Here is a 23,245-nt window from a genome sequence, read left to right as displayed (position 1 = left end):
AATTACTGCGCCTTGATTAAACCGGTGAAACCCATAAACGCCAGTGCCATTAAGCCTGCCGTGATCATGCCAATGGCGTTGCCTTTAAAGGCTTGCGGCACATCAGAGACCGCAATTCGCTCGCGCATGGCCGCAAATAGCACCAATACTAAGGTGAAGCCAATTGAAGCACCAAAACCATATAAAGCCGACTCTAAGAATCCGTGACTTTGCTGCACATTGAGCAATGCCACCCCGAGAACGGCGCAGTTAGTGGTAATTAGCGGCAGATAGATGCCTAATACGTTATAAAGCATCGGGCTTGATTTGTGCACGACCAGCTCGGTAAAGCCGACGATGGCGGCGATTACCAGTATAAAACTAATGGTTCGCAGGTATTCCAGACCAAACGGCGCTAGCAAATAATCATTCACTAAATAGCTGGTGATGGAGGATAAGGTCAGCACAAAAGTCGTCGCCAGCCCCATACCCATGGCGGTTTCCAGCTTACGCGAAACGCCCATAAACGGACACAGCCCCAAAAATTGAGACAGCACAATATTGTTCACCCAGACGGTGCCAACAATGATCAGCAGGTATTCACTCATTACGATATTTCAGGCTTTATCAACGATGGCGCGCATTTTGACATAGCCAGCCTCTTAACACTAGTGACCGCAAATATTAGTAACAACTGATATTGAATGAAATGACTTCCATCAAGTTTTTGCAGCTTATCTCTGGAACTGGCCCGTCGAGGCGGCTGTGGCTGCCACTTTGTTGACCACTCCAATATCATTATCCCCAATATAAAATAATGAGTTTGGTTATGAGATTTCCGATGCGCTCAGTACATCTTTTACTGGCAGCCTTAGTTATGGCAAGTGGCCAGAGCTTTGCAAAATCCACTGATAACTCGTCACTGGATGCTGAGCTAACGCAATTGATTCAGGTACTAGGTTTAACTGGCGACCCAAGCCGTGGCATGACGATTCCGGATATTAAATCCCCAAAAGCGCAGCTTGGCATGCAGTTGTTTTACAGCAAAAGCCTCGGTGGCGAGCAGGACTCGGCCTGCGTGACCTGCCATCATCCGATGTTAGGTGGCGGTGATAATCTTTCGTTGCCTGTTGGCGTTGGCAGTACCCAAGTTAATTTGCTGGGCCCAGGCCGACAACTCAGTGAAGCGGACTTTATTAATGTACCGCGAAACGCACCAACGACCTTCAATGTGGCGCTTTGGAAAAAGCACATGTTCCACGATGGACGCGTCAAGCGTTTGGATCAATACTCGATTGAAACACCAGATACCGGTTTTAACAAAGCCGATGCACTGGGTGGCGAAAATCTGGTTCAAGCCCAAGCCCGCTTCCCGATCACCTCCATAGAAGAAATGCGTGGTGGTTTTATGTCGGACGCCTTAACTCAAACCTTACGCCGCTCATTAACTGATCGCCTAAAGCAAAACTGGGAAAGCTCATTTCGCAAAGCCTTTAATGATAAGAGCACGCCGATTGGCGATTTGATTACGGAGCAGAATGTATCTGAAGCGCTTGCTGATTATGAGCGCTCGCAATTGTTTATTGATAATCCGTGGAAAGCCTATATTGCAGGTGATCAACAGGCGATTTCTGAATCTGCCAAGCGTGGGGCTAATCTGTTCTTTAAGCCGCAAAGCCAAGGCGGCGCAGACTGTGCCAGCTGTCATAGCGGTGATTTTTTCACGAACGAAGAGTTCTACAATACAGGCATGCCACAGATTGGCGAGGGTAAGCCGTTACACGCTGGCGATACCAGTCATGATGACCAAGGCTGCTTTATTATTTCCGGCAAGGAAGATGATCGCTACCGTTTCCGCACGCCTAGTTTGCTGAATGTGGAAGTCACCGGCCCTTGGGGGCATAACGGTGCGTACACATCACTGGAAGCAGTCACTGCTCACATGCTTAACCCTCAAAAGGCGCTTAAGCAATATGACCCGAAACAGTTACAGCAAACGGGTATTCGCCAGAAAAGCCTGGAGCGTAGCCGCCAAGGCAGCTTAAAAGCAGGTATCGACATTAAGCCGGTCGCTAATAGTAGTAAGCAAGATATTGATGACTTGGTGGCGTTTATGAAAACACTGACCGACCCTTGCGTGAAGAGTCGTCAGTGCCTAAGCCCTTGGATTCCGGCGGCGAATGCCAATGATCCGGATGGCAATATGTTACACGGCGTCGGGCAAGACGGTCAGCGTCTCTAAGGACCAGCGCGGTTTTGGTGAGATGGTAGCGGGTTCAAACTGGCCCGCTGCCAACCGTAAGGCACCGGCATAAGCAATCATCGCACCATTATCCGTACAGAATGCTTGTCTTGGGAAGAACACTTCCGCCCTTAACTCATCTAATTTTGCGCGCAAGCGCTTATTTGCGCCCACTCCACCAGCCACTACCATGCGCTGATAGCCTGTTTGCTTTAATGCCCGATCGCATTTAATCGCTAAAGTATCCACTACCGCTTCCTGAAAAGCATGGGCGATATTGGCTTTATCTTCCGGAGTCTGTGCCGATTGATTCCACGCTTGTAGCGCAGCCGTTTTCAATCCGCTGAAACTAAAATCTAATCCAGGGCGATTCACCATTGGCCGTGGGAATTTATATTCACCAGGTACACCCTGCTCGGCGAGTTTCGCCAGCTCTGGTCCACCGGGGTAGGATAAGCCCAGCATTTTGGCGGTCTTATCAAACGCTTCACCGACTGCATCATCCACCGACTCACCCAGAATCACATAATCGCCGACAGCTTTCACCTGAACCAACATGGTGTGACCGCCAGAGACCAGCAGTGCCACAAAGGGAAATTCAGGTGCTGAATCTTCCAGCATTGGGGCTAATAAATGCCCTTCCATATGATGCACGGCCAAAGCGGGAATATTCAGACTCCAAGCCATGGTCCGCCCGACTGATGCACCGACCATCAACGCGCCAATTAAGCCCGGCCCTGAGGTATAGGCAATGCCATCCAAATCATTCAGGGTCAAGCCTGCATCGCTGAGCGCTTCACGCACTAGCGGCACCAGCTTGCGAATATGATCGCGGGACGCCAGCTCCGGCACTACGCCACCGTACTCGGCATGCATCGCAACCTGACTATATAATCGCTCCGATAATAATCCGGCCTCAGTGTCGTAAACCGCAACACCTGTCTCATCACAGGATGACTCAATCCCTAATACTTTCATCAGCTTTAATGTACCCCTTCAATCCTGTATGCTCTGCCAGATTATCACTCTTGTTGCGTTGAACGCGTCTGACACTATTTATGGACCAACAATCTACAAAAGAAACGCCTGCGGGTAAACTGCAATCGATTCGCTATTCACTTGGTTTTCGCAGTATTTTGATCGGTTTTATCGCAGCGGCGATGCTAATCCCTTTATTTCTTGCAAAACAAGTGGTCAGCGACCGCACCTATTACTACCGCACCGCGATCTCCAGCATTGCCGATACCTGGGGCACTCAGCAAGTGATTGCCGGCCCTATTCTGGTCGTGCCTTATACCGAGCATATTATCAGTATAGACACGGTAACGGATGATAAAGGTGAAACCCGTACGGTTACCCGCGATATTTTCAATGAAAAAACCATTGTGCTGCTACCCAAAGATTTGCGCATCGACACTCAAATACTGGAAAAGCACCGCAAGCGCGGCATTTACGATGCGCTAGTCTACACGGCTGACATTGAAATGAGTGGGCATTTTGATATGAATGCCCTGCCTGATATCGACTCCAAGCAAAAGCGAGTACGCTGGAAAGATGCATGGCTAGCCGTCGGTATGAGTGATACCAAAGCCATTGATGAAACGCTGCCACTGCGTTGGGATAGCAATACCACTGCGCCACTGCGCCCCGGTACGCTACTGCCAAACCTGCTACCGCAAGGTTTTCATGCCAGCATGAAGGATCTGGAGCGGGATTTGATTCTGCCGGAATTTAAGATCAAATTCAGCGTGAATGGCAGTGAAGGCCTAAGCTTTGCCCCAGTTGGAGAAAGCACCACGGCCAATATCAAATCCGGATGGCCACACCCTAGCTTTATTGGCGATATTCCACCAGTTCGCTCTATTGTCACTAGCAAAGGCTTTGATGCACAGTGGCAAGTGCCCAATATCGCTCGCAACTATCCTCAGAATTGGTTATTGGGTGAGGAAAAGCATGATCTCTATGCGCTAAAATCAGGCGTTAAACTGTTTAGCCCCGTGTCGCTTTACGCCAAAATTGAGCGTGCGGTAAAGTATGGCGTGCTGTTTATTGGCCTGACATTCCTGACCTTTTTGATTTTTGAAATCACTCAGAATACGCGCTTTCATGTGATTCAATATGGGCTAATCGGCATTGCGCTGAGTCTATTTTATATTATCTTGCTGTCGCTATCTGAGCAGATTCCATTCCGCATGGCCTATCTGTATGCCGCCACGGCGACGGTGAGTATGATCACGCTGTATACGATTGCTATCTTGAAAAGTTTCTCACGGGTTATGCTGATTTTGATCTTCCTGAGCAGCTTGTATGCCGTGTTGTATTTTATTCTGCAAATGGAAGATTATGCCTTGCTGGCCGGTGCCGGAACGATGATGTTTATTATCATGATTCTGATGTTTGCGACACGAAACCTGAAGTACGACAGTTAGTTATTACAGGTAAAGTTTTGAGGCGATGAGAATCGGGTTAAGATTCTCATCGCCATTTAAACAGCCCACACTGTTGGACTAATGTCATATTCTAAAAGTTAACCCCAGCACCAACAGTTAATCCTGCCTCACTAAAGCCCTAAGTAGAATCATACTCAGGGCCAATTCCTTAGGTCAGAACAACAGCCACATCATTGTCATTGAAACGATCAGGAACAGAATCGTCATCACACTACCCGCTCGAATAAAGTCCACCACCCGATAGCCTGCAGGTCCCATAATCAGCGCATTCACCTGATGCGTTGGAATTAGGAATGAGTTAGAGGTTCCAATCGCCACCGTCAAAGCATACACAGCAGGATCAGCCCCGACGCCATGCGCAATATTAATTGCCAGCGGCACCAATAGCACCGTCGCGCCAACATTCGACATCACCAAGGTAAAGAAGGTCGCCAATATCATAATCGAGCTTTGAATCACGATAGGATGCATATCGCCCACCACGCTAAGCGTCAGCGTCGCAATCCACGCCGCCGTACCCGAAGTCTCAACCGCCATCCCCAAGGGGATCAAACTGGCGAGCAAAAACACTGTCTTCCACGATACCGCACGGTAAGCCTCATCCATGCGCAATACGCCGCTCAACACCATGCCCAAAGCGCCGGTTAGCAGCGCAATCGATAAGCGAATATCAGTGAACAACACCAAGAACAAAGCAATACTAAAGAACAAGCCTGCCCAACCGACTTTTTGCGGTCTTAGCTCTTCATGCGGGAACTCAGTGGATACCACTAAGAAGTCACTATCCTGCTCTAAACGCGCCAGCGTGGACCATGTGGTATGAACCACCAGCGTGTCACCTGCCTGCAAGGGAATGCTGCGAATATCTTCACCTTCGCGCATTGTCGCGCCAGCACGGTGCAAACCAACCATGGCAATTCCGTACACCTTACGCATCCACACATCGCGGGCACTTTTGCCTACCAACTGCGAGCGTGGTGGAATGACCACTTCAGCCATACCCGATTTTGCGGATGACAAGGCATCACCAAACACCTTGATCTCTTTGTGTTTCCACAGGTGATACTTCTCAACAAAGTGATCCAAGTCATCTGGCGAGGCAACGATACCAATCACCATATTGCTTTTAAAATCGGTATCCCGGTCATGTGCGCCCGGCCCGATTTTGATTGTTCCGCCGTGTTTTGACGCAACAATTCTGACTCGGTACTCGGTTTCCACATCATCCAAATGCTTATTCAGTAGCTCGCAGTTTGGCGGGATAACCACTTCGAATACATCGTAGTTGATGCCGTACACATCCTGAAAATACTGCATGCCGCCGCTTTTCGAGCCGCTAGTTTCCTGATTTGATACTGGCAACACATAGCGCCCGGCAACCACGAAATAGAAAATACCGGTCAATACCAACACCGCACCAATCGGTGTTACGGCGAACAAACCAAACAAATCCATCTGCTTGTCAGCGGGTAAGGACTGGTTTGAAGTATGAATTAGATCGTTCAGCAAAATTAGCGGTGAAGAGCCAACCATGGTCACTGTGCCGCCCAAAATGGCACAAAAGCCCATTGGCATTAGCAAGCGTGACATCGGCAAACCAGAGCGCGAGGATATCCGCGCAACCACTGGCAAGAATAAGGCAGCAGCGCCCACGTTTTGCATAAACGAGGAGATAAACGCAACAGTGCTTGAAACGATTGGAATGATTCGATTTTCGTTGGTGCCACCGACTCTCAGAATAAAGGTTGCGACCTTGCTCATCACACCGGTTTTATCCAAGCCTGCACCAATGATCATCACGGCAATAATCGACATCACCGCATTACTGGAGAAGCCATTGAATAGTTGTTGGTTATCAACCAGACCTTTCTCATCCAAGCCAATATACGGTCCAAGCAGCGAGGATAAGCCTAGTAACACCATGATGAGTACAGCAGCTACATCCACATCCACCACTTCAAACACAAACAGGTAGATGGTAAATAGCAAAATCACCACAACCCAACTCACCGCAATGGTGGGCGTCTGGGTCACCATATACGCGCCAGCCAGTGTAAACAGAATGGCGGAAATCAGTGTTTTTGAGGAAATTCGCGTTTGTGCGGTGAGTTTATCGGCAATCGTCTGCCAAATAGCTGCCATATCTTATTCCTTGAGTGCTTGTGTCGCTGCCACTAAACAACGTTACACCTAAATTAAGGATAACGAGGGTATCAGCAAAGCTTGGAACATAGAATATATAGAGAGGGGTATCGTGCAGAAAATAATACGGGGTGTCTTATTTTCCAATAACCGGAACATTGCCCCGTCCCGGTTATTGGAAAAATCAGTGGTAATCAGCTGTGTGTGGGGTCTTCTTCAAACTTAACAGCCCCAGACTCTTCGTCTCTAATGCGGTCGTAGATTTCTTCACGATGTACTGCTACATCTTTCGGCGCATCGATACCAATTCGAACTTGGTTTCCTTTAACGCCTAGGACAGTCACACTCACATCATCCCCTATCATGAGTGTCTCGCCCACTCTCCGTGTTAGAATCAACATCCCTAATTCTCCGTTTAATAATTGTTATACTACCCTGTGCCAATACGGCTCTAATCTACGTCCAGTATTCAGTGGCCTCAGGATCAAGGCCGGTGTTAAAGCAGATTAGGCACTTCGCTTATAATTTTAATTGTGGCTTTAAAACAACATAAATACGGACGCGCTAACATTCTCACATTTCAGCTGAACTTACACTTAATTACTAACCTTTAATGTTAGCGCTTAAGCCCCTTTTTCAGTCAGTTGAAAGGTGTCGTGTAAAGTTCTTACCGCCAACTCAAGGTACTTCTCATCCACAACAACAGAGATCTTAATCTCTGAGGTAGAAATCATACGGATATTGATCCCTTCTTTTGACAATGCTTTGAACATACCGCTCGCAACACCCGCATGAGAGCGCATACCGCCGCCCACAATCGATACCTTAGCGATCTTGTCATCACCTCTGCACTCAGCCGCGCCCAAACGCTCACCAGTTGCTTGCAGGATCTTCATCGCTTCAGCGTAGTCATTACGGTGAATGGTGAAAGTGAAGTCCGTTGTGCCATCAGTGCCGACATTTTGCAGGATCATATCCACTTCGATGTTAGCATCCGAAATCGGACCTAAAATCTCATAAGCAACGCCTGGCTTATCCGGCACGCCTTTAATGGTTAACTGCGACTCATCTTTGTTAAATGCTACGCCACGAACTAATACTTCTTCCATAATGTCTTCCTCACGCGTCACTAGCGTACTTTTACCGTCATCACCTTCATCGAAACTAGATAGCACCCGAATCGGCATATTATATTTGTAAGCGAACTCAACCGCCCGAATTTGCAGTACTTTAGAACCTTGGCTGGCCATTTCCAGCATCTCTTCTAAAGCCAGCATCGGTATATGGCGAGCGCTTGGCACCATGCGTGGGTCAGTGGTATACACACCATCCACATCAGTGTAGATCTGGCACTCATCAGCTTTTAGCGCAACCGCTAAAGCCACTGCCGTCGTATCTGAACCACCACGGCCTAGAGTCGTAATATTGCCACCAGCATCCACACCCTGGAAACCTGCCACAACAACGACTTTGCCCTCAGCCAAGTCTTCACGCATTTTGGTGTCATCAATTTGACGAATTCGCGCTTTACTAAAGGCGCTATCCGTAATCACTCGCGCTTGCTGGCCAGTGTATGATTTTGCCGGGCAACCTAGAGAGTCCAGTGCCAATGACAATAGACCAATTGTGACCTGCTCACCCGTGGATAGCACAACGTCTTTCTCGCGTGCTGGCCCTTGCGGATTTAAAGCATTAATCAGGCCGACCAGGCGATTGGTTTCGCCCGACATTGCCGAGACCACAACCACCACATCATTACCACGTTCTCGCCAGCGGATAACCCGCTTAGCTACTTCGATGATCCGCTCAGGACTTCCAACCGAAGTCCCTCCGTACTTTTGAACAATAAGAGCCATTTAAACGTGTTCCTTAACCCAATTAACGACAGATTCTAAAGCCTGTGGCAAGGCATCCGGATTATTACCGCCGCCCTGTGCCATATCAGCACGTCCACCACCTTTACCATCAATTTGCGCCGCAACGTGCGACAACAACGCACCGGCTTTAATCGTCTCACTTTCTGCCTTAGTGACGCCCGCAACCAAACTGACTTTGCCACCCTGAACCGTCGCCACAATCACTGCCGCACGACCCAGTTTGTTTTTCAACTGATCAACCGTATCGCGTAATGACTTAGGATCAGCACCCTCAAGGTGAGCAGCCAATACCTTAATACCATTCACATCAACCGCTTGTGAAACCAGATCATTACCAGCTTGAGAGGCCAAACGTAGCTTTAGTTGATCCAGCTCTTTTTCCAATTGCTTAGACTTGTCAACCAGCTGCATGACTTTGTCAGGCGCATCCTGCACATTGGATTTAACCGCTTGTGCGATTTGCGACAATTGCGCTTCACGTGCATCGATCCATGCCAGTGCATTCGCCCCCGTCACCGCTTCGATACGACGTACGCCAGCGGCAACACCACCTTCGCTCACAATTTTGAATAAGCCAATATCACCCGTGCGCTTAACGTGTACACCACCACAAAGCTCAGTAGAGAAACCAATAGTCAGTACCCGAACTTCTTCGCCATACTTCTCACCAAATAAAGCCATTGCACCTTTTTCCAGCGCACGCTCCATGGTAGTCAGCTCAGCTTCCGTTGCCGCATTGGCACGAATCTCGCGATTCACAATCGCTTCAACTTCAGCAATCTGAGCCGCACTAACGCCCTCAGGATGAGAGAAGTCAAAACGCAAACGCTCAGCGGTGACCAGCGAGCCTTTTTGCTCCACATGATTGCCCAATACTTGCTGCAACGCTTTGTGCATCAAATGCGTGCCAGAGTGGTTTAACACAATCGCCTGACGACGCTCAGCATCAACCAAGGCTTGTACCGAATCACCCACTTTCAGGCTGCCAGACTTCAAGCTTCCCTGATGTAGGAATACAGTGCCCTGCTTTTGCGTGTCGCTCACGGCAAATACGGCATCACCCGCAACCAGCTGGCCGCTATCTCCAATCTGTCCACCGGACTCGGCATAAAACGGTGTAATATCCAGCACAATGCGCGCAGTTTGATCAGCACTAATGGCATCAACGGCTTCGCCATCAACAAAGATCGACATCACTTTGCTTTGGTCGCTTTCAACGTTATCGTAGCCAGTGAAATCAGTCTCACCGTCAACATCTAATTTATCAGTATAGTCCACGCCAAACTTTCCGGCGGCACGTGCTTGTTCACGCTGTGCATTCATCGCGACTTCAAAGCCATCCTCATCCACCGACAAGCCACGCTCACGCGCAATATCGCTAGTTAAGTCAACAGGGAATCCGTAAGTGTCATACAGTTTGAAGATCACTTCGCCTGGCAGTACGCCATCGCTGACGTCTTCCATCGCCGCATCCAGCAACTTCATGCCTTTATCCAGCGTTTCGCCAAAGCGAATTTCTTCTTTTTTCAGGGTCTCAGCGATTTGTGATTCAGCCGCGGCCAAATCCGGATATGCTGCGCCCATTTGCTCAACCAATGGCCCAACTAAGCGGTAGAAGAACGCGCCTTCAAATCCAAGCTTATGACCATGACGGGCTGCGCGGCGAATAATCCGGCGCAACACATAACCACGTCCCTCATTTGATGGTACTACACCATCCAAAATCAGGAACGAACAGGAGCGAATATGATCAGCAATAACTTTCAAAGAGGCTTCATTTAAGTCCTCAGTGCCCGTCATTTCTGCAATTGTTTTGATCAGTGCCTGAAACAGGTCGATATCGTAGTTGCTGTGACCGTCTTGTAAAATCGCACACAAACGCTCAAGACCCATACCGGTATCAATGGAAGGCTTGGGCAGTGGATTCATTGTGCCATCCGCAGAGCGCTCGTATTGCATAAATACGATGTTCCAGATCTCGATAAAGCGGTCGCCATCTTCTTCCGGCGTCCCCGGAGGGCCACCCCAGATCTCTTCACCGTGATCATAGAAGATCTCAGAGCAAGGCCCGCAAGGCCCTGTGTCGCCCATCGCCCAGAAGTTATCACTTTCATATGGCTTGCCCGGCTTATCACCAATTCGGCTGATGCGATCAGCAGGAAAACCCATCTCATTAATCCAGATGTTGGCAGCTTCCTCATCATCGGCATACACCGTGACCCACAGCTTCTCTTTTGGCAGCTTAACGACTTCGGTCAAAAACTCCCACGCATAGCCAATCGCTTCACGCTTGAAGTAATCGCCAAAGCTGAAGTTACCCAGCATTTCGAAGAACGTATGATGGCGCGCGGTGTAACCCACGTTTTCAAGGTCATTATGCTTACCACCCGCACGTACACAGCGCTGGGATGTTACAGCACGAGTGTAAGGGCGCGTTTCGGCACCGGTGAATACGTCTTTAAACTGAACCATTCCCGCATTGGTAAACAACAAAGTCTTGTCGTTACCCGGAATCAATGAACTGGACGGAACAATTTCATGGCCCTTTGCGGCGAAAAAATCCTGAAATTGTTGCCGCACTTCGGCAGTGCTGTTGCGTTGCATGTGAAACCCTCTGCGGACTAGCGAATATTAAATGAAAGTCTGATAAAAACGATGGACTTAATCAAACCCCTCATTGTCGCGATTTAGCAACAATTATTCAAGTTAAGCACACGTAAATAATTGTATCGTGCGCGATGACTTTGCATATTATTCCGGCAAAACCCGATTAAATCGAGTTATAATCATCAATTATGTGCGACTAATCATAGTAATAATTAAAAAGCCTACGCATCTGAAATGGCAATATTCACGTATTGAAATAAATATAAAGTCGGATTGCGTATCCCGATAATCTATTGAAGAAATCATGGTACTACTTATGAAAAAACGTTTAATTGGGGCGGCCATCATGGCCATCGTTGGTAGCTTCTCCACCAACGCTTTCGCCGACGAATCTTGGGACAACATCACCGAACAAGCCAAAGGTCAAACTGTCTACTTCAATGCATGGGGCGGCAGTGAAAATGTGAATGCCTATGTGAAGTGGGCCAGTGAAGAAGTTCAAAAACGCTACGGCATTACCGTTGAGCATGTCAAAATTACCGATGCTTCCGAAATGGTTAAACGCATTAATACGGAGAAAAAAGCCGGTCGTGATGAAGGCGGCTCAGTTGATTTGATGTGGGTGAATGGCGAGAATTTCCGCGCGCTAAAGTCCAACGGCCTGCTTTACGGACCATGGGCTGAGTCAGTGCCTAACTGGCAATTTGTCGATACCAACAAACCTGTAAGACAAGATTTCTCCGAAGCCACCGACGGCCTTGAAGCCCCTTGGGGTACGGCACAGTTAACCTTTATCGCGGATAAAAACAGTGTGGAAACGCCACCTAAATCTGCTGAAGAATTACTGGCCTTTGCTACCAAAAATCCGGGGCGCGTCAGCTACCCGAAGCCACCTAATTTTCATGGCACAACCTTTGTAAAACAGCTGCTGTCTGAGTTAATCGAAGACCCAAGCAGACTGCTAGAGCCCGTTGAGGCCAATGAATTCGCCACGCTCAGCCAACCGCTATGGGATTATCTGGATAAGCTACACCCAGTTGCATGGCGCGAAGGTAAAGCCTTTCCGGCAACCAATGCTGAAATGCACCAGAAGCTAGCCGATGGCGAGATAAAAATCTCACTGACATTTAATCCAAATGAAGGCGCAAACCTAGTCGCTACCGAACAGCTTCCACCAAGCACCTATAGCTTTGGCTTTGATAAAGGCACCATCGGTAATGTGCACTTTCTGGCAATTCCATTTAACGCCAAGGCCAAGCAAGGCGCGCAAGTTGTCACTAACTTCCTGATGTCACCTGAAGCGCAAGTGCGTAAAGCCGATATCAGCATCTGGGGCGACCCCTCGGTATTAGATGCCAGCAAGTTAAGCGAAGCACAACAAGCCATTTTTAATAAACGCGCCCCTGGCGGTTTAAGCGACGTTGTTGTAACGCTGCCAGAGCCACACGCAACTTGGGTTGAGGCACTGGAAGCAGAATGGCTGAAGCGATACGGAACACAATAAACACAGATGCTCAGCGTCCTTTGGAACGCTCGCTAATGCCTAAACGTCGCTATTCGACGGGCTCGCTGGTTGCATTAGCCGGCGTTTCGCTTACGTTATTGCCACTAGTACCCGGTTTGCTCTGGGTGCTATGGCCAACGTTTGAGTTGGCGACTTGGCAGGCCTTTGTTTCTGACCCACAGCTGCCACCGGCGCTAATGAGCACCCTAACCTCCTCGGTTGGCTCCAGCTTTTTGGCGCTATTATGTGCCAGTCTGCTGGCCATGTGGCTATACCCTGGCAAGGGCTGGACGCAAACAACCCGCCAGTTGCCGCTATTTTTGGCGTTCCCGCACATTGCTTTTGCGATCGGCGTAGCCTTTTTGGTTGCGCCGTCTGGCTGGTTGGCTAGAGCCTTGGCTAATGTCTTTAGCTGGGGCAGCCCGCCGCAATGGGTCAGCATTAAAGACCCCTACGCGATTAGTTTAACCATCACCATGGCGATCAAGGAAACGTGGTTTCTGTTATGGATTTTGGCGACGTTGCTGGGCGAACAGACCATTTCCCGCCAAATTACCATTGCCAATAGCATGGGCTATTCCCGCCGACAGGTCTGGTTAGGCGTGATTCTGCCGCAAGTGCTCCCTCGTATGGGTTGGCCACTGGTAGCCGTATTAGCCTATAGCCTATCAGTCGTGGATATGGCTGTGATTTTAGGGCCATCGACGCCACCAACGCTCGCAGTACTGTGCTGGCAATGGCTTACTGATCCAGACTCCATGACACAGTCCAAAGGTAGCGCAGCGGCACTTAGCTTAATGCTAATTTTGGGTGTATTGATTCTATTAGGGCGCGGCGCATGGTCTTTAATCAAACGCCTCTATCGCAACCCTACTGGCCTGCGTAAACCCGGCAAGCAGCTGCAAAATAAAGCCATTTATGGCGTGCTCAGCTTTATTCCGGGCTGGTTATCGCTAGCCATACTGGGACTATGGTCAGTCGCTGGCGGATGGTTTTTCCCAAAGCTATGGCCAGGGAAACTCAGTCTAGCGAGCTGGCAGCAAGCTGATTTTGGCCCGCTATTTACCGCCTTTTGGATTGCCGCAGCAACCGTTATGATTGCTTTGCCACTGACTTTAGCTTGGCTGGAATGGGGTTCGCGTAAGCATCATGGCTGGCTATATGCGCCACTGATTTTGCCCTCCTTACCGCTGGCCGCTGCGCAATACAATATCCTACTACACCTGAACTTAGACAGCACGGCCGTTGCCGTGATCTGGAGCCATCTGACGTGGACCTTCCCCTATATGGTCTTGGTACTGGTTGGCCCCTATCACACTTTCGACAACCGCTATCTGTGTACCGCCCAAGCACTTGGTCACACTCATCTGCAAGGCTGCTTACGCATTAAATGGCCAATGCTATTACGGCCCATTATGGCAGCGATGGCAGTCGGCTTTGCGGTGAGCGTTGCGCAATATCTACCGACGCTATTCTCTGGTGGCGGGCGCTTTGCCACTGTAACCACCGAAGCGGTCGCGCTGAGTGCTGGCGGTAATCGTCGGGTGCTGGCTGTGCAAAGTTTGCTGCAAACCGCATTGCCATTATGCGCCTTTATACTCGCCATTATGCTCGCCAACTGGCAGGCCAGAAACCGACAAGGACTGAAATAATCCGATCATGAATATGCTCAGTGTTAAACAACTCATTATCCGGCGCAATGAAGGCGAAATCCTAATCGGCCCGTTGAATTTTGACATCGCCGCCGGTGAAGTCATGACGCTAATGGGCGCATCCGGTGTGGGTAAATCAACCGTGCTTAACTGGTTGATTGGCGCACGCCAGCCAATGTTTACCATTAGCGGCGAAGCATGGCTGGATGGCAAAAACATCGACCAGCTGCCCACCGAGCAACGTCGGGTCGGCATCTTGTTTCAGGAAGATTTATTATTCCCGCACTTCAGCGTAGGCGACAATTTGGCTTATGCCCTACCCGCGCACATTAAAGGCCGCAAAGCGCGCCGTGCAGCGGTTGAGGAGGTGCTGGATAGCGTCCAGTTGGGTGCATTCCATGATCGCGACCCTGCCACACTATCCGGCGGCCAACGCGCCCGTGTGAGCCTGCTACGTACTTTGCTAGCCGAGCCTCAGGCGCTGCTAATGGATGAGCCCTTTTCCAAACTCGACGCCGAACTTCGCCAGCAATTCCGGCAGTTTGTGTACGACCGGGTTACCGAGCGCAAAATCCCTACCTTACTCGTCACCCACGATGCTGAAGACGTTCCCGCCGGTGGGCGCGTACTAGAACTCAGCTCACCGGAGCCAGCCAATGTTTGATAAACGCGTCCTCGATGCCACCCGCAGTACGCTGCAAACCATTGCCAAGTCACTATTAGCCCGTGGCATTGGGGCCAATCAAGTTACGGTCGCAGGCTTTGTGGTCGGCATGATGGCGCTCCCGTTACTGGCCTTTAACCACCCATTACTGGCACTGGTTTGCATTTTACTCAACCGCTTGTTCGATGGCCTTGACGGCACCTTAGCGCGCCTCACTGAGCCTACTGATCGTGGTGGTTTTTTGGATATCGTGCTGGATTTTCTGTTTTATTCAGCCATTCCATTGGGCTTTGCACTGGGCAATCCAGAGCTAAACGCCTTGCCTGCTGCCGTGCTAATTTATGCGTTTATTGGCACTGGCTGTAGCTTCCTTGCCTTCGCCACCATTGCCGCAAAACGAAATTTAAGCAGTTTGGCGTTTCCGGATAAGAGTTTTTATTATTTGGGCGGTTTATCAGAGGCGACTGAAACAATTTTTGTGTTCGCTTTGATGTGTTTATTTCCGAGCTGGTTCGGGGTGTTCGCCTACGGCTTCGCATTAATATGTATCATCACCACTTTTTTGCGTATTTCTGCCGGCATGAGTCAGTTCAAATAGGGCTGACATCCGCGCCAAAACAGCCTCTGCGGGCTTCATGGTACTGCGGGAATGATTGTGTGATTTCCCTCAATCCATTACCATAGAAAGCTACAATCTGATCCATCATTTCATCCTACAGTTAAACCACAGTCGCCTGTGGTAAGGGGAATCGTTGCGACAATGCCATACCGTTATCTTCTGATTATTAGTTTGACACTGTTCTGGTTACTGCTCTCCGGGCTCTGGGACAACCCACTGATTCTAGGCTTAGGCGCGGCTTCTGTTGCCTTAGCGACTTGGATAGCCATGCGCATGGAGCGTGATTACGCTTTTAAGGATAAAGGTTTATCCATCCTAATGCGCCAATTCACCTTCTGGCCTTGGCTGTTTAAAGAACTGATCTGGTCCAATCTTGATGTGCTGAAATGCATCTGGATGCCTAAGCGTTACCCCATCAGCCCGATTATCAAACAGCTGAAAATGCAACCAGAGTCACGCATTGCCCGCACCATGTACGCCAACTCCATTACCCTGACCCCCGGCACCGTTGCTATTGAAGTACGCAACAATGAAGTACTTGTCTACTCATTGCTGGAAAGTGCCATGGAAAGCCTTGAAGAGGGTGAAATGGGTCGTCGAATCCACGTATTAGAAGGCCCCTCAAAATGATGTTTGTTGTAACCTGCTTAGCCATACTCGTCGTCATGGGCATCGCACTGGCCCGCGCCTTTCTTGGCCCAACCGTGTATGACCGGATTCTGGCCGTGAATATGTTTGGCACCAAAACCGTACTGTTCATTGCAGCCTATGGCTTTATGACTGAGCGCCCGGAGTTTCTGGATATCGCCTTGGTCTATGCCCTGATTAACTTTATCGGCGTTATCGCGGTGCTCAAGTTTGTTGAGCGCTTCCCTCCCGCCAGCGCTCAAAGCGAGGACTAAGCCCGATGAATTTACTACTCGATGTGCTCAGCTGGGTGTTCCTAATGACGGGCTCAATACTTGGCATCAGTGGTGCCGTGGGTATTTTCCGCTTTAAAGAATTCTACGGCCGACTGCACGCTGCCAGTGTTACCGATACCTTGTGCGTCTTCTTTATTGTGCTCGGCTTAATCCTGCAGGAAGGCTTTACCATCGTCTCGGTCAAACTGGTCTTTGTGGTACTGCTGTTATGGCTTACCAGCCCGGTAGCCACTCATGCTCTAATCCGCTCAGCCTATGAAACGGGCTTAAAGCCAGAGCTCAAAACCTCCCGTTCAGCGTCTAAAGCTAAAGGGGATAAATCGTGATCAATGAGTTAATTAACGTTGTTCTACTCACCATGCTGGTGTTCACGACCGTGGCGATGGTGCGTATCCGCAGTCTGTTTGCCATTATCATGCTCTCCGGCATATTTAGTCTGTTATCGGCGAATATCTTTATTATTCTGGACGCCGTCGACGTGGCCTTTACCGAGGCAGCAGTGGGTGCTGGTATTTCTACCGTACTGATGCTGGCAACCCTTGGGATCACTGGTCAAGAGCAGAAAAAACGCGCCAAAGGTAGCGCCATCGTGCCGCTTATTGTGGTCGTTATCACCGGCGTTGTGCTGATCTATGGCACCTTGGATATGCCCGTCGTTGGTGATCCACTGGCGCCAGTGCATAATCATGTCGCGCCGCGTTATATCATCGACTCACCGACCGAGATCGGCATTCCAAATATGGTGACCTCAGTACTCGCCAGCTACCGTGGTTATGACACTATGGGCGAAGTCATTGTGGTGTTCACCGCGCTGATCGGCGTGCTATCGCTCATCGGTATTCGCGAACAGGTGATTCCACCCAATTACAGCGAACCACCTCCACGCCCGATTCTGCAAGTGATGGCGAAATTCATGGTGCCATTTATTGTCCTGTTTGCCCTGTACGTGCAATTTCATGGCGACTTTGGGCCCGGCGGCGGTTTTCAGGCCGGTGTTATCTTTGCGGTCGCGATTATTTTGTACTCACTCACCTTTAGCCAATACGATGGCATGCGCCTTGTCCCACCGGTGTTGCTCAAGCGCTTGGCGGCACTCGGCGTTTTAATCTATGGCGGTGTGGGTATCTGGACCATGCTGGAAGGCGGCGTGTTTTTAAACTATAGCGTCCTCGCTTCCGACGCTGTTGCAGGTCAACATTTAGGTATTTTAATCATCGAGTTTGGCGTTGGTCTCACCGTGGCTGCCGTTATGATGCTGCTGTTTTTTGCCTTTATCAGCCGGGGGAACAAAAACCCATGAATTTCTTAGGTCACTACAACTACTGGGTCGTTATCTTTCTGATGATGGCTGGCTTTTACATTCTGATTGCCAGTAACAATCTGATCAAAAAGATAGTCGGACTCAACATTTTCCAAACCTCGGTCTTCATGCTTTACATCTCCTTGGGTAAAGTCTCCGGAGGTACTGCACCAATTGCTGCAGAAGGCATTGACGTCTATTCAAACCCGCTGACACACGTATTGATTCTGACCGCAATTGTGGTCGGTATTGCCACCACCTCATTGGCACTGTCCTTAGTGATTCGCATCAAAGAAGCCTACGGCACCATACAGGAAGATGAGATTTTGGAAATGGACACCATAGACGATGAGGCCCGCGCCCGATGACGCTTACCGGACACCTGCCCGCCCTGCAAGTCGTATTGCCATTACTGGCTGCACCAATTTGTTATTTAATTAGTCATACCCGCCTAGCTTGGTTGTTTTCAACCCTAGTCAGCTGGGTGTGTTTAGCCATTTCGATACTGCTGGTGATTCAAACCAGCGGCGGCGATGTATTGCACTATGCTTTTGGCGGCTTCCAACCGCCTTGGGGCATTGACTACCGGGTCGACCGACTAAATGCTTATGTGCTACTGATTGTGAGTGGTATCGCTGCGGTGATCTTTCCTTACAGCTGGACTAGCATTCAAAAGGAAGTGGCCAAGAGCCATCACGGGCTATTCTTCACCGCCATGTTGCTGTGTTTGGCTGGCCTGCTGGGAATCACCATTACCGGCGATGCGTTCAATTTGTTTGTACTGCTGGAAATCTCTTCGCTATCGACTTACACCTTAATCAGTCTTGGACGTGACCGGCGCGCACTGGCCGCCTCTTTCCAATACCTGATTATGGGTACCATCGGTGCCACCTTTATCCTAATCGGGATTGGTTACCTGTATGCCTTAACCGGCACCCTGAACATGACCGATCTGACCAATCGCATCGCCTCGATTGATGACTCGCGAACGCTGCAGGTAGCCTTTGCCTTTATTCTGGTTGGCTTTGGTTTGAAGCTAGCCATGTTTCCGCTGCATTTGTGGCTACCGAACGCATACGCCTTTGCGCCCTCAGTGGTCTCAGCCTTTATTGGCGCTACCGCAACTAAGGTCGCTGTCTATGCACTGCTGCGATTCCTATTCACCGTCTTCGGGGTCAAGTTCAGCTTTGAAACCATGCAGGTGCAATGGCTGTTAATGCCGTTAGCGCTGGTCGCGATTCTATTCGTCTCGATGGTTGCCGTGTTTCAGGATGGCATGAAGCGCCTGCTGGCTTATTCCTCGGTTGCTCAAATCGGTTATATGCTGCTGGGTATTTCACTGGTCAGCGTGACCGGCCTTACCGCTGCCCTGCTCCACTTGTTTAATCATGCTCTTATGAAAGGTGGACTGTTTCTGGTACTGGGGGCAATTGCCTACCGCGCCGGAGGAACCCGCTTAGAGCATATCGCCGGGCTCGGTAAACAAATGCCGTACACCATGGCCGCATTTGTAATCGGTGCGTTAAGCCTAATTGGTGTACCGCTCACTGTCGGCTTTATCTCTAAATGGTATCTGATTTTGGCAACCATGGAGCGTGGTTACTGGCCACTCACCGTCGTAATCCTAATCTCTTCTTTACTAGCGGTGATTTACACTTGGCGCATCATTGAACATGCTTATTTCCAGCCGCGAGCTGCGGGTATGCCCAATGTTAAGGAGGCACCGTTAAGTTTACTCATTCCTACCTGGGTGCTGATCTTCGCTAATCTGTATTTCGGTATCCAATCGGAATACAGTGTTGAGCTCGCCACCTCCGCCGCTGAAATGCTATTCGGGGTAAAGCCATGATGTTCACACCTGAGAGTCTGATGTTATTGGCGATAGTGATTCCGCTATTCACAATGGGTGGAATCTTACTCGCTGGCCCATGGCCCAATATCCGGGAAGGCGTCACCCTAGTCGGCTCGGTACTGCTGTTTATTACCGTAATGAGCTTGCTGCCGCATGTATTGGCTGGCGAGCGTCCGGAGCTGATCCTCACCGAGCTAATGCCGGGGCTAGAGCTAAAGTTTGAGCTTGAACCACTAGGGATGCTATTTGCCTGCGTGGCTTCCACCTTATGGCCAATTAACTCGCTGTACTCAATCGGCTATATGCGTGGTAACCACGAATCCAATCAAACCCGCTTCTACGTATTTTTTGCCATTGCGCTTTCCTCAGTTATGGGAATCGCATTTGCGGGTAACCTGATGACTTTATTCGTATTTTATGAAGCGCTCACGCTCTCCACCTATCCACTGGTAACACATGCAGGACATGTTAAAGCGCGTGATGCCGGACGTGTGTATTTAGGGATTTTAATCAGCACCTCGATTGGTCTGCTACTGCCTGCAATTATCTGGGTTTGGTATGCCACGGGTACAACCGACTTCAGGGCTGGCGGTATCTTAGAAGGCCATCTCAGCGGTGGGCTAATCACCATACTGGCGGCACTATTCCTCTTCGGTATTGGTAAAGCGGGTGTGATGCCCGTTCACCGCTGGCTGCCTGCCGCTATGGTGGCACCAACGCCGGTTAGCGCCCTGTTGCATGCAGTCGCCGTTGTAAAAGCGGGTGTATTTAGTGTAGTAAAAGTCGTTGCCTATATATTTGGGCTGGAGATTTTACAGACTGCACCCGGTATCGAGTGGCTGCTGTATATCGCAGGATTCACCGTGATACTGGCTTCACTGATTGCGCTACAGCAAGATAACCTGAAGCGCCGCTTGGCTTACTCCACTATTAGCCAATTATCCTATGTGGTATTGGGTGCGATGGTGTTAGCGCCACTGTCATTGGTTGGTGCTTCGCTGCATATTCTGGCGCACGCTTTTGGTAAAATTACCCTGTTCTTTGCGGCAGGTGCAATTTACACCGCCAGCAAGAAAACAGATATCAGCCAGCTCAATGGCATCGGCTGGCGTATGCCTTGGACCATGACCGCCTTTAGCATCGGCGCGCTATCCATGATTGCCCTACCAATGACCGCAGGCTTTCTCTCAAAGTGGTACATATTGCAAGGCGCAGCCCAATCCCAGCAGTACATTGCGGTTGGCGTGATCATGGCATCCACCTTGTTAAATGCGGCCTACTTTGTGCCCATTATCTATGCCGCTTTCTTCAAGCGCGAAGATCCGGTACAGAAGCGTGACCACAAAGAAGCGCCGCTGCCGATGGTGGTTGCCTTATGCCTTACCGCCACGGCCACCATTGCTATCTTCCTGTTCCCTAGCGTGCCCTTAGCGCTGGCTCAAGCCGTCGGAGTGATCAGCCCATGACCCCGGAAAAACAAAAACACTGGTTATACCGCGAAGAGAATCGCCGCACCCTCTGGTACATCCTAGCCGCTGTGTTGGTACTCGTCTCATTGCCTGAACTGTTTATGCACCACCATAAAAGCTTTGAAGCCCAAGGCATTGATCTGGATGGACGTGCTGGTTTTTACCCGTGGTATGGCTTTGCCACCTGCGCCGTCATGGTGCTAGTCGCCAAGCTGTTAGGCTATGTATTAAAACGCAAGGATGATTATTATGATGAGTAGTCTGGCGCTGCCACCCGGCCTGATCCTGATATTCGGCGGCCTGCTGCTACCTTGGTTATCGGAGCGCTTGCGTCCGGTTGCCGTGATCGGTTTGCCTGCCCTTGTCTTGTTATTGATTTGGACGATTAGTCCGGATGCCAGCTTAAATATCGGCTTTTTAGACCACACCGTGCAGCTGCTGAATGTGACGCCAGTCGGTAAGGTATTCGCCACCGTATTTGCGATTATGGCAGGGCTCGGTGGGCTGTATGCGCTAAAAGTGGCTCGCCCGTTAGAGTTGAGTGCTGCCTTTGTGTATGCCGGCTCAGCTATTGGCGTCACATTTTCGGGCGACCTGATTAGCTTGTTTGTCTTCTGGGAAATCATGGCAATCGGCTCCACGCTGGTGCTATGGGCTAACAGTAATGCCAATGCACGCGCCTATTCCGCCAGCATCCGCTACCTGCTAATCCATCTCTTAGGTGGTGTGATTTTAATGGCCGGAATCGCAGCCCACGTTGCGACCACTGGCAGCATTGAATTCACCGCCATGCGCGCTGATAGCTTTGGCACCATACTTATTCTAATTGGCTTCCTAGTGAATGCCGGTGCGCCGCCATTGTCTTCATGGATTGCCGACGCCTACCCTGAAGCCAGCCCAAGCGGCATGATCTTCTTATCCTCATTCACCACTAAAACGGCTGTCTTTGCATTGCTGGTTGGCTTCCCCGGTGAAACCATTCTGATTTATATCGGCCTATACATGGTGTTTTACGGCATTGTTTACGCACTGCTGGAAAACGATATTCGCCGCATTCTGGCTTACAGTATCGTGAGTCAGGTTGGCTTTATGGTGACGGCCATCGGGATTGGTAGCGAGCTGGCGCTAAATGGCGCAACCGCGCATGCCTTCGCTCACATCCTGTACAAAGGCGTACTGCTAATGTCTGCCGGCAGCGTATTGCTAATGACGGGCAAGCGCAAATGTACTGATTTAGGCGGTTTATTCCAGTCCATGCCAGTCACGGCCATTAACGGCATTATCGGTGCCTTGGCCATTTCTGCGGTGCCGCTAACCTCTGGCTTTGTCACCAAATCACTGGAAACCAGCGCTGCAGCTTATGAAGGATTAAGCTTAGTCTGGTTCCTGCTAATCGCCGCTTCTGCCGGTACCTTCTTATATGCGGGCCTTAAATTCCCGTGGTTTGTATTCTTCCAGAAAGACTCCGGCATGCGCCCGCCTGATCCACCATGGAATATGCGACTGGCCATGTGGCTGACCTCGGGTCTGTGTATATTAATCGGCGTATTTCCGGCACTGATTTACAATATTCTGCCCTACCCGATTGATTACAAACCGTACACGGCTGACCACATTGTCACCCAGCTGCAGTTGATCGCATTTGCAGGTTTGGCCTTCTTTATGTTGTTACCAATGATCAAACCGATGATGACCGTCAGCCTCGATTTTGACTGGATTTACCGAAAATTGGTGCCGGGTATGATAAGTTGGTTAAGTGCACACAATAAAATTCACGGTGGGCCAGCTTTACAAGCCATCCGCGATTTCGGTCAGCGACGCTACGACCACCTGTTTCATGTGCACGGGCCGCAAGGCATTCTTGGCCGCACCTGGCCAAGTGCAAGTATGGTTATGTGGGTCGCCGTGTTATTGGCAACCTCAATGATCCTTTACTTCATGAAACCTTAAGTACAGCAAGGGAGC

At 49.9% G+C, this 23,245-nt stretch carries 21 protein-coding genes; 15 read left to right on the top strand and 6 right to left on the bottom strand.

Annotated elements, in window-relative coordinates:
• Positions 1-2: 2 nt before the first annotated feature.
• Entirely contained in the window at positions 3-587 is a 585-nt protein-coding gene (gene rsxA, locus LEUMU_RS0103550; protein WP_022950898.1) for an electron transport complex subunit RsxA, read from the bottom strand.
• Positions 588-808: 221 nt separating this feature from the next.
• On the opposite strand from rsxA, the gene LEUMU_RS0103545 reads away from it, so the two are divergent.
• Positions 809-2,221: a cytochrome-c peroxidase gene (locus LEUMU_RS0103545; protein WP_169446355.1), complete on the top strand. Its 1,413-nt coding sequence runs from the start codon at positions 809-811 to the stop codon at positions 2,219-2,221.
• Here LEUMU_RS0103545 and tsaD read toward each other — a convergent pair.
• On the bottom strand, positions 2,186-3,199 hold the full coding sequence (tsaD, locus tag LEUMU_RS0103540; RefSeq protein WP_022950896.1) for a tRNA (adenosine(37)-N6)-threonylcarbamoyltransferase complex transferase subunit TsaD: 1,014 nt from the start codon (positions 3,197-3,199) through the stop codon (positions 2,186-2,188). The genes LEUMU_RS0103545 and tsaD overlap by 36 nt on opposite strands.
• Positions 3,200-3,279: 80 nt before the next feature.
• Here tsaD and creD point away from each other — a divergent pair, with 80 nt between their 5' ends.
• Entirely contained in the window at positions 3,280-4,650 is a 1,371-nt protein-coding gene (gene creD, locus LEUMU_RS0103535; protein ID WP_022950895.1) for a cell envelope integrity protein CreD, read from the top strand.
• A 174-nt stretch (positions 4,651-4,824) separates the two neighbouring features.
• Here the strand turns inward: creD and LEUMU_RS0103530 are convergent, their stop codons facing one another.
• From LEUMU_RS0103530 to alaS, 4 genes are all read right to left on the bottom strand, one after another.
• Positions 4,825-6,813 (bottom strand): SLC13 family permease, encoded by a 1,989-nt coding sequence (locus tag LEUMU_RS0103530; RefSeq protein WP_022950894.1) that lies wholly within the window; start codon positions 6,811-6,813, stop codon positions 4,825-4,827.
• Positions 6,814-7,007: 194 nt separating this feature from the next.
• On the bottom strand, positions 7,008-7,214 hold the full coding sequence (gene csrA / locus LEUMU_RS0103525; RefSeq protein ID WP_022950893.1) for a carbon storage regulator CsrA: 207 nt from the start codon (positions 7,212-7,214) through the stop codon (positions 7,008-7,010).
• Positions 7,215-7,436: 222 nt separating this feature from the next.
• Entirely contained in the window at positions 7,437-8,669 is a 1,233-nt protein-coding gene (locus LEUMU_RS0103520; RefSeq protein ID WP_022950892.1) for an aspartate kinase, read from the bottom strand.
• Complete coding sequence (gene alaS, locus LEUMU_RS0103515; protein ID WP_022950891.1) at positions 8,670-11,294, bottom strand: alanine--tRNA ligase; 2,625 nt, start codon at positions 11,292-11,294, stop codon at positions 8,670-8,672.
• 319 nt (positions 11,295-11,613) lie between these two features.
• Between alaS and LEUMU_RS0103510 the strand changes: the two genes are divergently transcribed.
• From LEUMU_RS0103510 to LEUMU_RS0103445, 13 genes are all read left to right on the top strand, one after another.
• A complete protein-coding gene (locus tag LEUMU_RS0103510; RefSeq protein WP_051156096.1) occupies positions 11,614-12,801 on the top strand; it encodes an ABC transporter substrate-binding protein in 1,188 nt (395 codons plus the stop codon).
• Entirely contained in the window at positions 12,774-14,453 is a 1,680-nt protein-coding gene (locus tag LEUMU_RS0103505; RefSeq protein WP_157474248.1) for an ABC transporter permease, read from the top strand. Before LEUMU_RS0103510 ends, LEUMU_RS0103505 begins: the two co-directional genes overlap by 28 nt.
• Before the next feature lie 7 nt (positions 14,454-14,460).
• The gene (locus tag LEUMU_RS0103500; protein ID WP_022950888.1) at positions 14,461-15,117 is read left to right on the top strand and encodes an ATP-binding cassette domain-containing protein; all 657 of its coding nucleotides are present in this window, start codon (positions 14,461-14,463) and stop codon (positions 15,115-15,117) included.
• Positions 15,110-15,715: a CDP-alcohol phosphatidyltransferase family protein gene (locus tag LEUMU_RS0103495; RefSeq protein ID WP_022950887.1), complete on the top strand. Its 606-nt coding sequence runs from the start codon at positions 15,110-15,112 to the stop codon at positions 15,713-15,715. Before LEUMU_RS0103500 ends, LEUMU_RS0103495 begins: the two co-directional genes overlap by 8 nt.
• A gap of 162 nt (positions 15,716-15,877) precedes the next feature.
• Positions 15,878-16,366 (top strand): Na+/H+ antiporter subunit E, encoded by a 489-nt coding sequence (locus tag LEUMU_RS0103485; RefSeq protein WP_022950885.1) that lies wholly within the window; start codon positions 15,878-15,880, stop codon positions 16,364-16,366.
• Positions 16,363-16,638, top strand: coding sequence for an MrpF/PhaF family protein (locus tag LEUMU_RS0103480; protein WP_022950884.1), 276 nt, complete (start codon positions 16,363-16,365; stop codon positions 16,636-16,638). The genes LEUMU_RS0103485 and LEUMU_RS0103480 overlap by 4 nt, the downstream gene beginning before the upstream one ends.
• A 5-nt stretch (positions 16,639-16,643) precedes the next feature.
• Positions 16,644-16,985 carry a monovalent cation/H(+) antiporter subunit G gene (gene mnhG, locus LEUMU_RS0103475; RefSeq protein WP_022950883.1) on the top strand — a complete coding sequence of 114 codons (342 nt, stop codon included), beginning with the start codon at positions 16,644-16,646 and terminating at the stop codon, positions 16,983-16,985.
• Positions 16,982-17,959 (top strand): DUF4040 domain-containing protein, encoded by a 978-nt coding sequence (locus LEUMU_RS24450; protein ID WP_022950882.1) that lies wholly within the window; start codon positions 16,982-16,984, stop codon positions 17,957-17,959. The genes mnhG and LEUMU_RS24450 overlap by 4 nt, the downstream gene beginning before the upstream one ends.
• On the top strand, positions 17,956-18,327 hold the full coding sequence (locus LEUMU_RS0103465) for a cation:proton antiporter subunit C (RefSeq protein WP_022950881.1): 372 nt from the start codon (positions 17,956-17,958) through the stop codon (positions 18,325-18,327). Before LEUMU_RS24450 ends, LEUMU_RS0103465 begins: the two co-directional genes overlap by 4 nt.
• Positions 18,324-19,808: a monovalent cation/H+ antiporter subunit D family protein gene (locus LEUMU_RS0103460; protein WP_022950880.1), complete on the top strand. Its 1,485-nt coding sequence runs from the start codon at positions 18,324-18,326 to the stop codon at positions 19,806-19,808. Before LEUMU_RS0103465 ends, LEUMU_RS0103460 begins: the two co-directional genes overlap by 4 nt.
• Positions 19,805-21,277: a monovalent cation/H+ antiporter subunit D family protein gene (locus tag LEUMU_RS0103455; protein WP_022950879.1), complete on the top strand. Its 1,473-nt coding sequence runs from the start codon at positions 19,805-19,807 to the stop codon at positions 21,275-21,277. Before LEUMU_RS0103460 ends, LEUMU_RS0103455 begins: the two co-directional genes overlap by 4 nt.
• Complete coding sequence (locus LEUMU_RS0103450) at positions 21,274-21,540, top strand: hypothetical protein (protein WP_022950878.1); 267 nt, start codon at positions 21,274-21,276, stop codon at positions 21,538-21,540. The genes LEUMU_RS0103455 and LEUMU_RS0103450 overlap by 4 nt, the downstream gene beginning before the upstream one ends.
• On the top strand, positions 21,530-23,230 hold the full coding sequence (locus LEUMU_RS0103445; protein ID WP_022950877.1) for a Na(+)/H(+) antiporter subunit D: 1,701 nt from the start codon (positions 21,530-21,532) through the stop codon (positions 23,228-23,230). Before LEUMU_RS0103450 ends, LEUMU_RS0103445 begins: the two co-directional genes overlap by 11 nt.
• The last annotated feature ends 15 nt before the right edge of the window (positions 23,231-23,245 follow it).

Source organism: Leucothrix mucor DSM 2157, from assembly GCF_000419525.1.
In the GTDB taxonomy this organism is placed as follows: domain Bacteria; phylum Pseudomonadota; class Gammaproteobacteria; order Thiotrichales; family Thiotrichaceae; genus Leucothrix; species Leucothrix mucor.
Note: the sequence above shows the minus strand (reverse complement) of the source record. Positions and strands in the feature narration are given on the sequence as shown.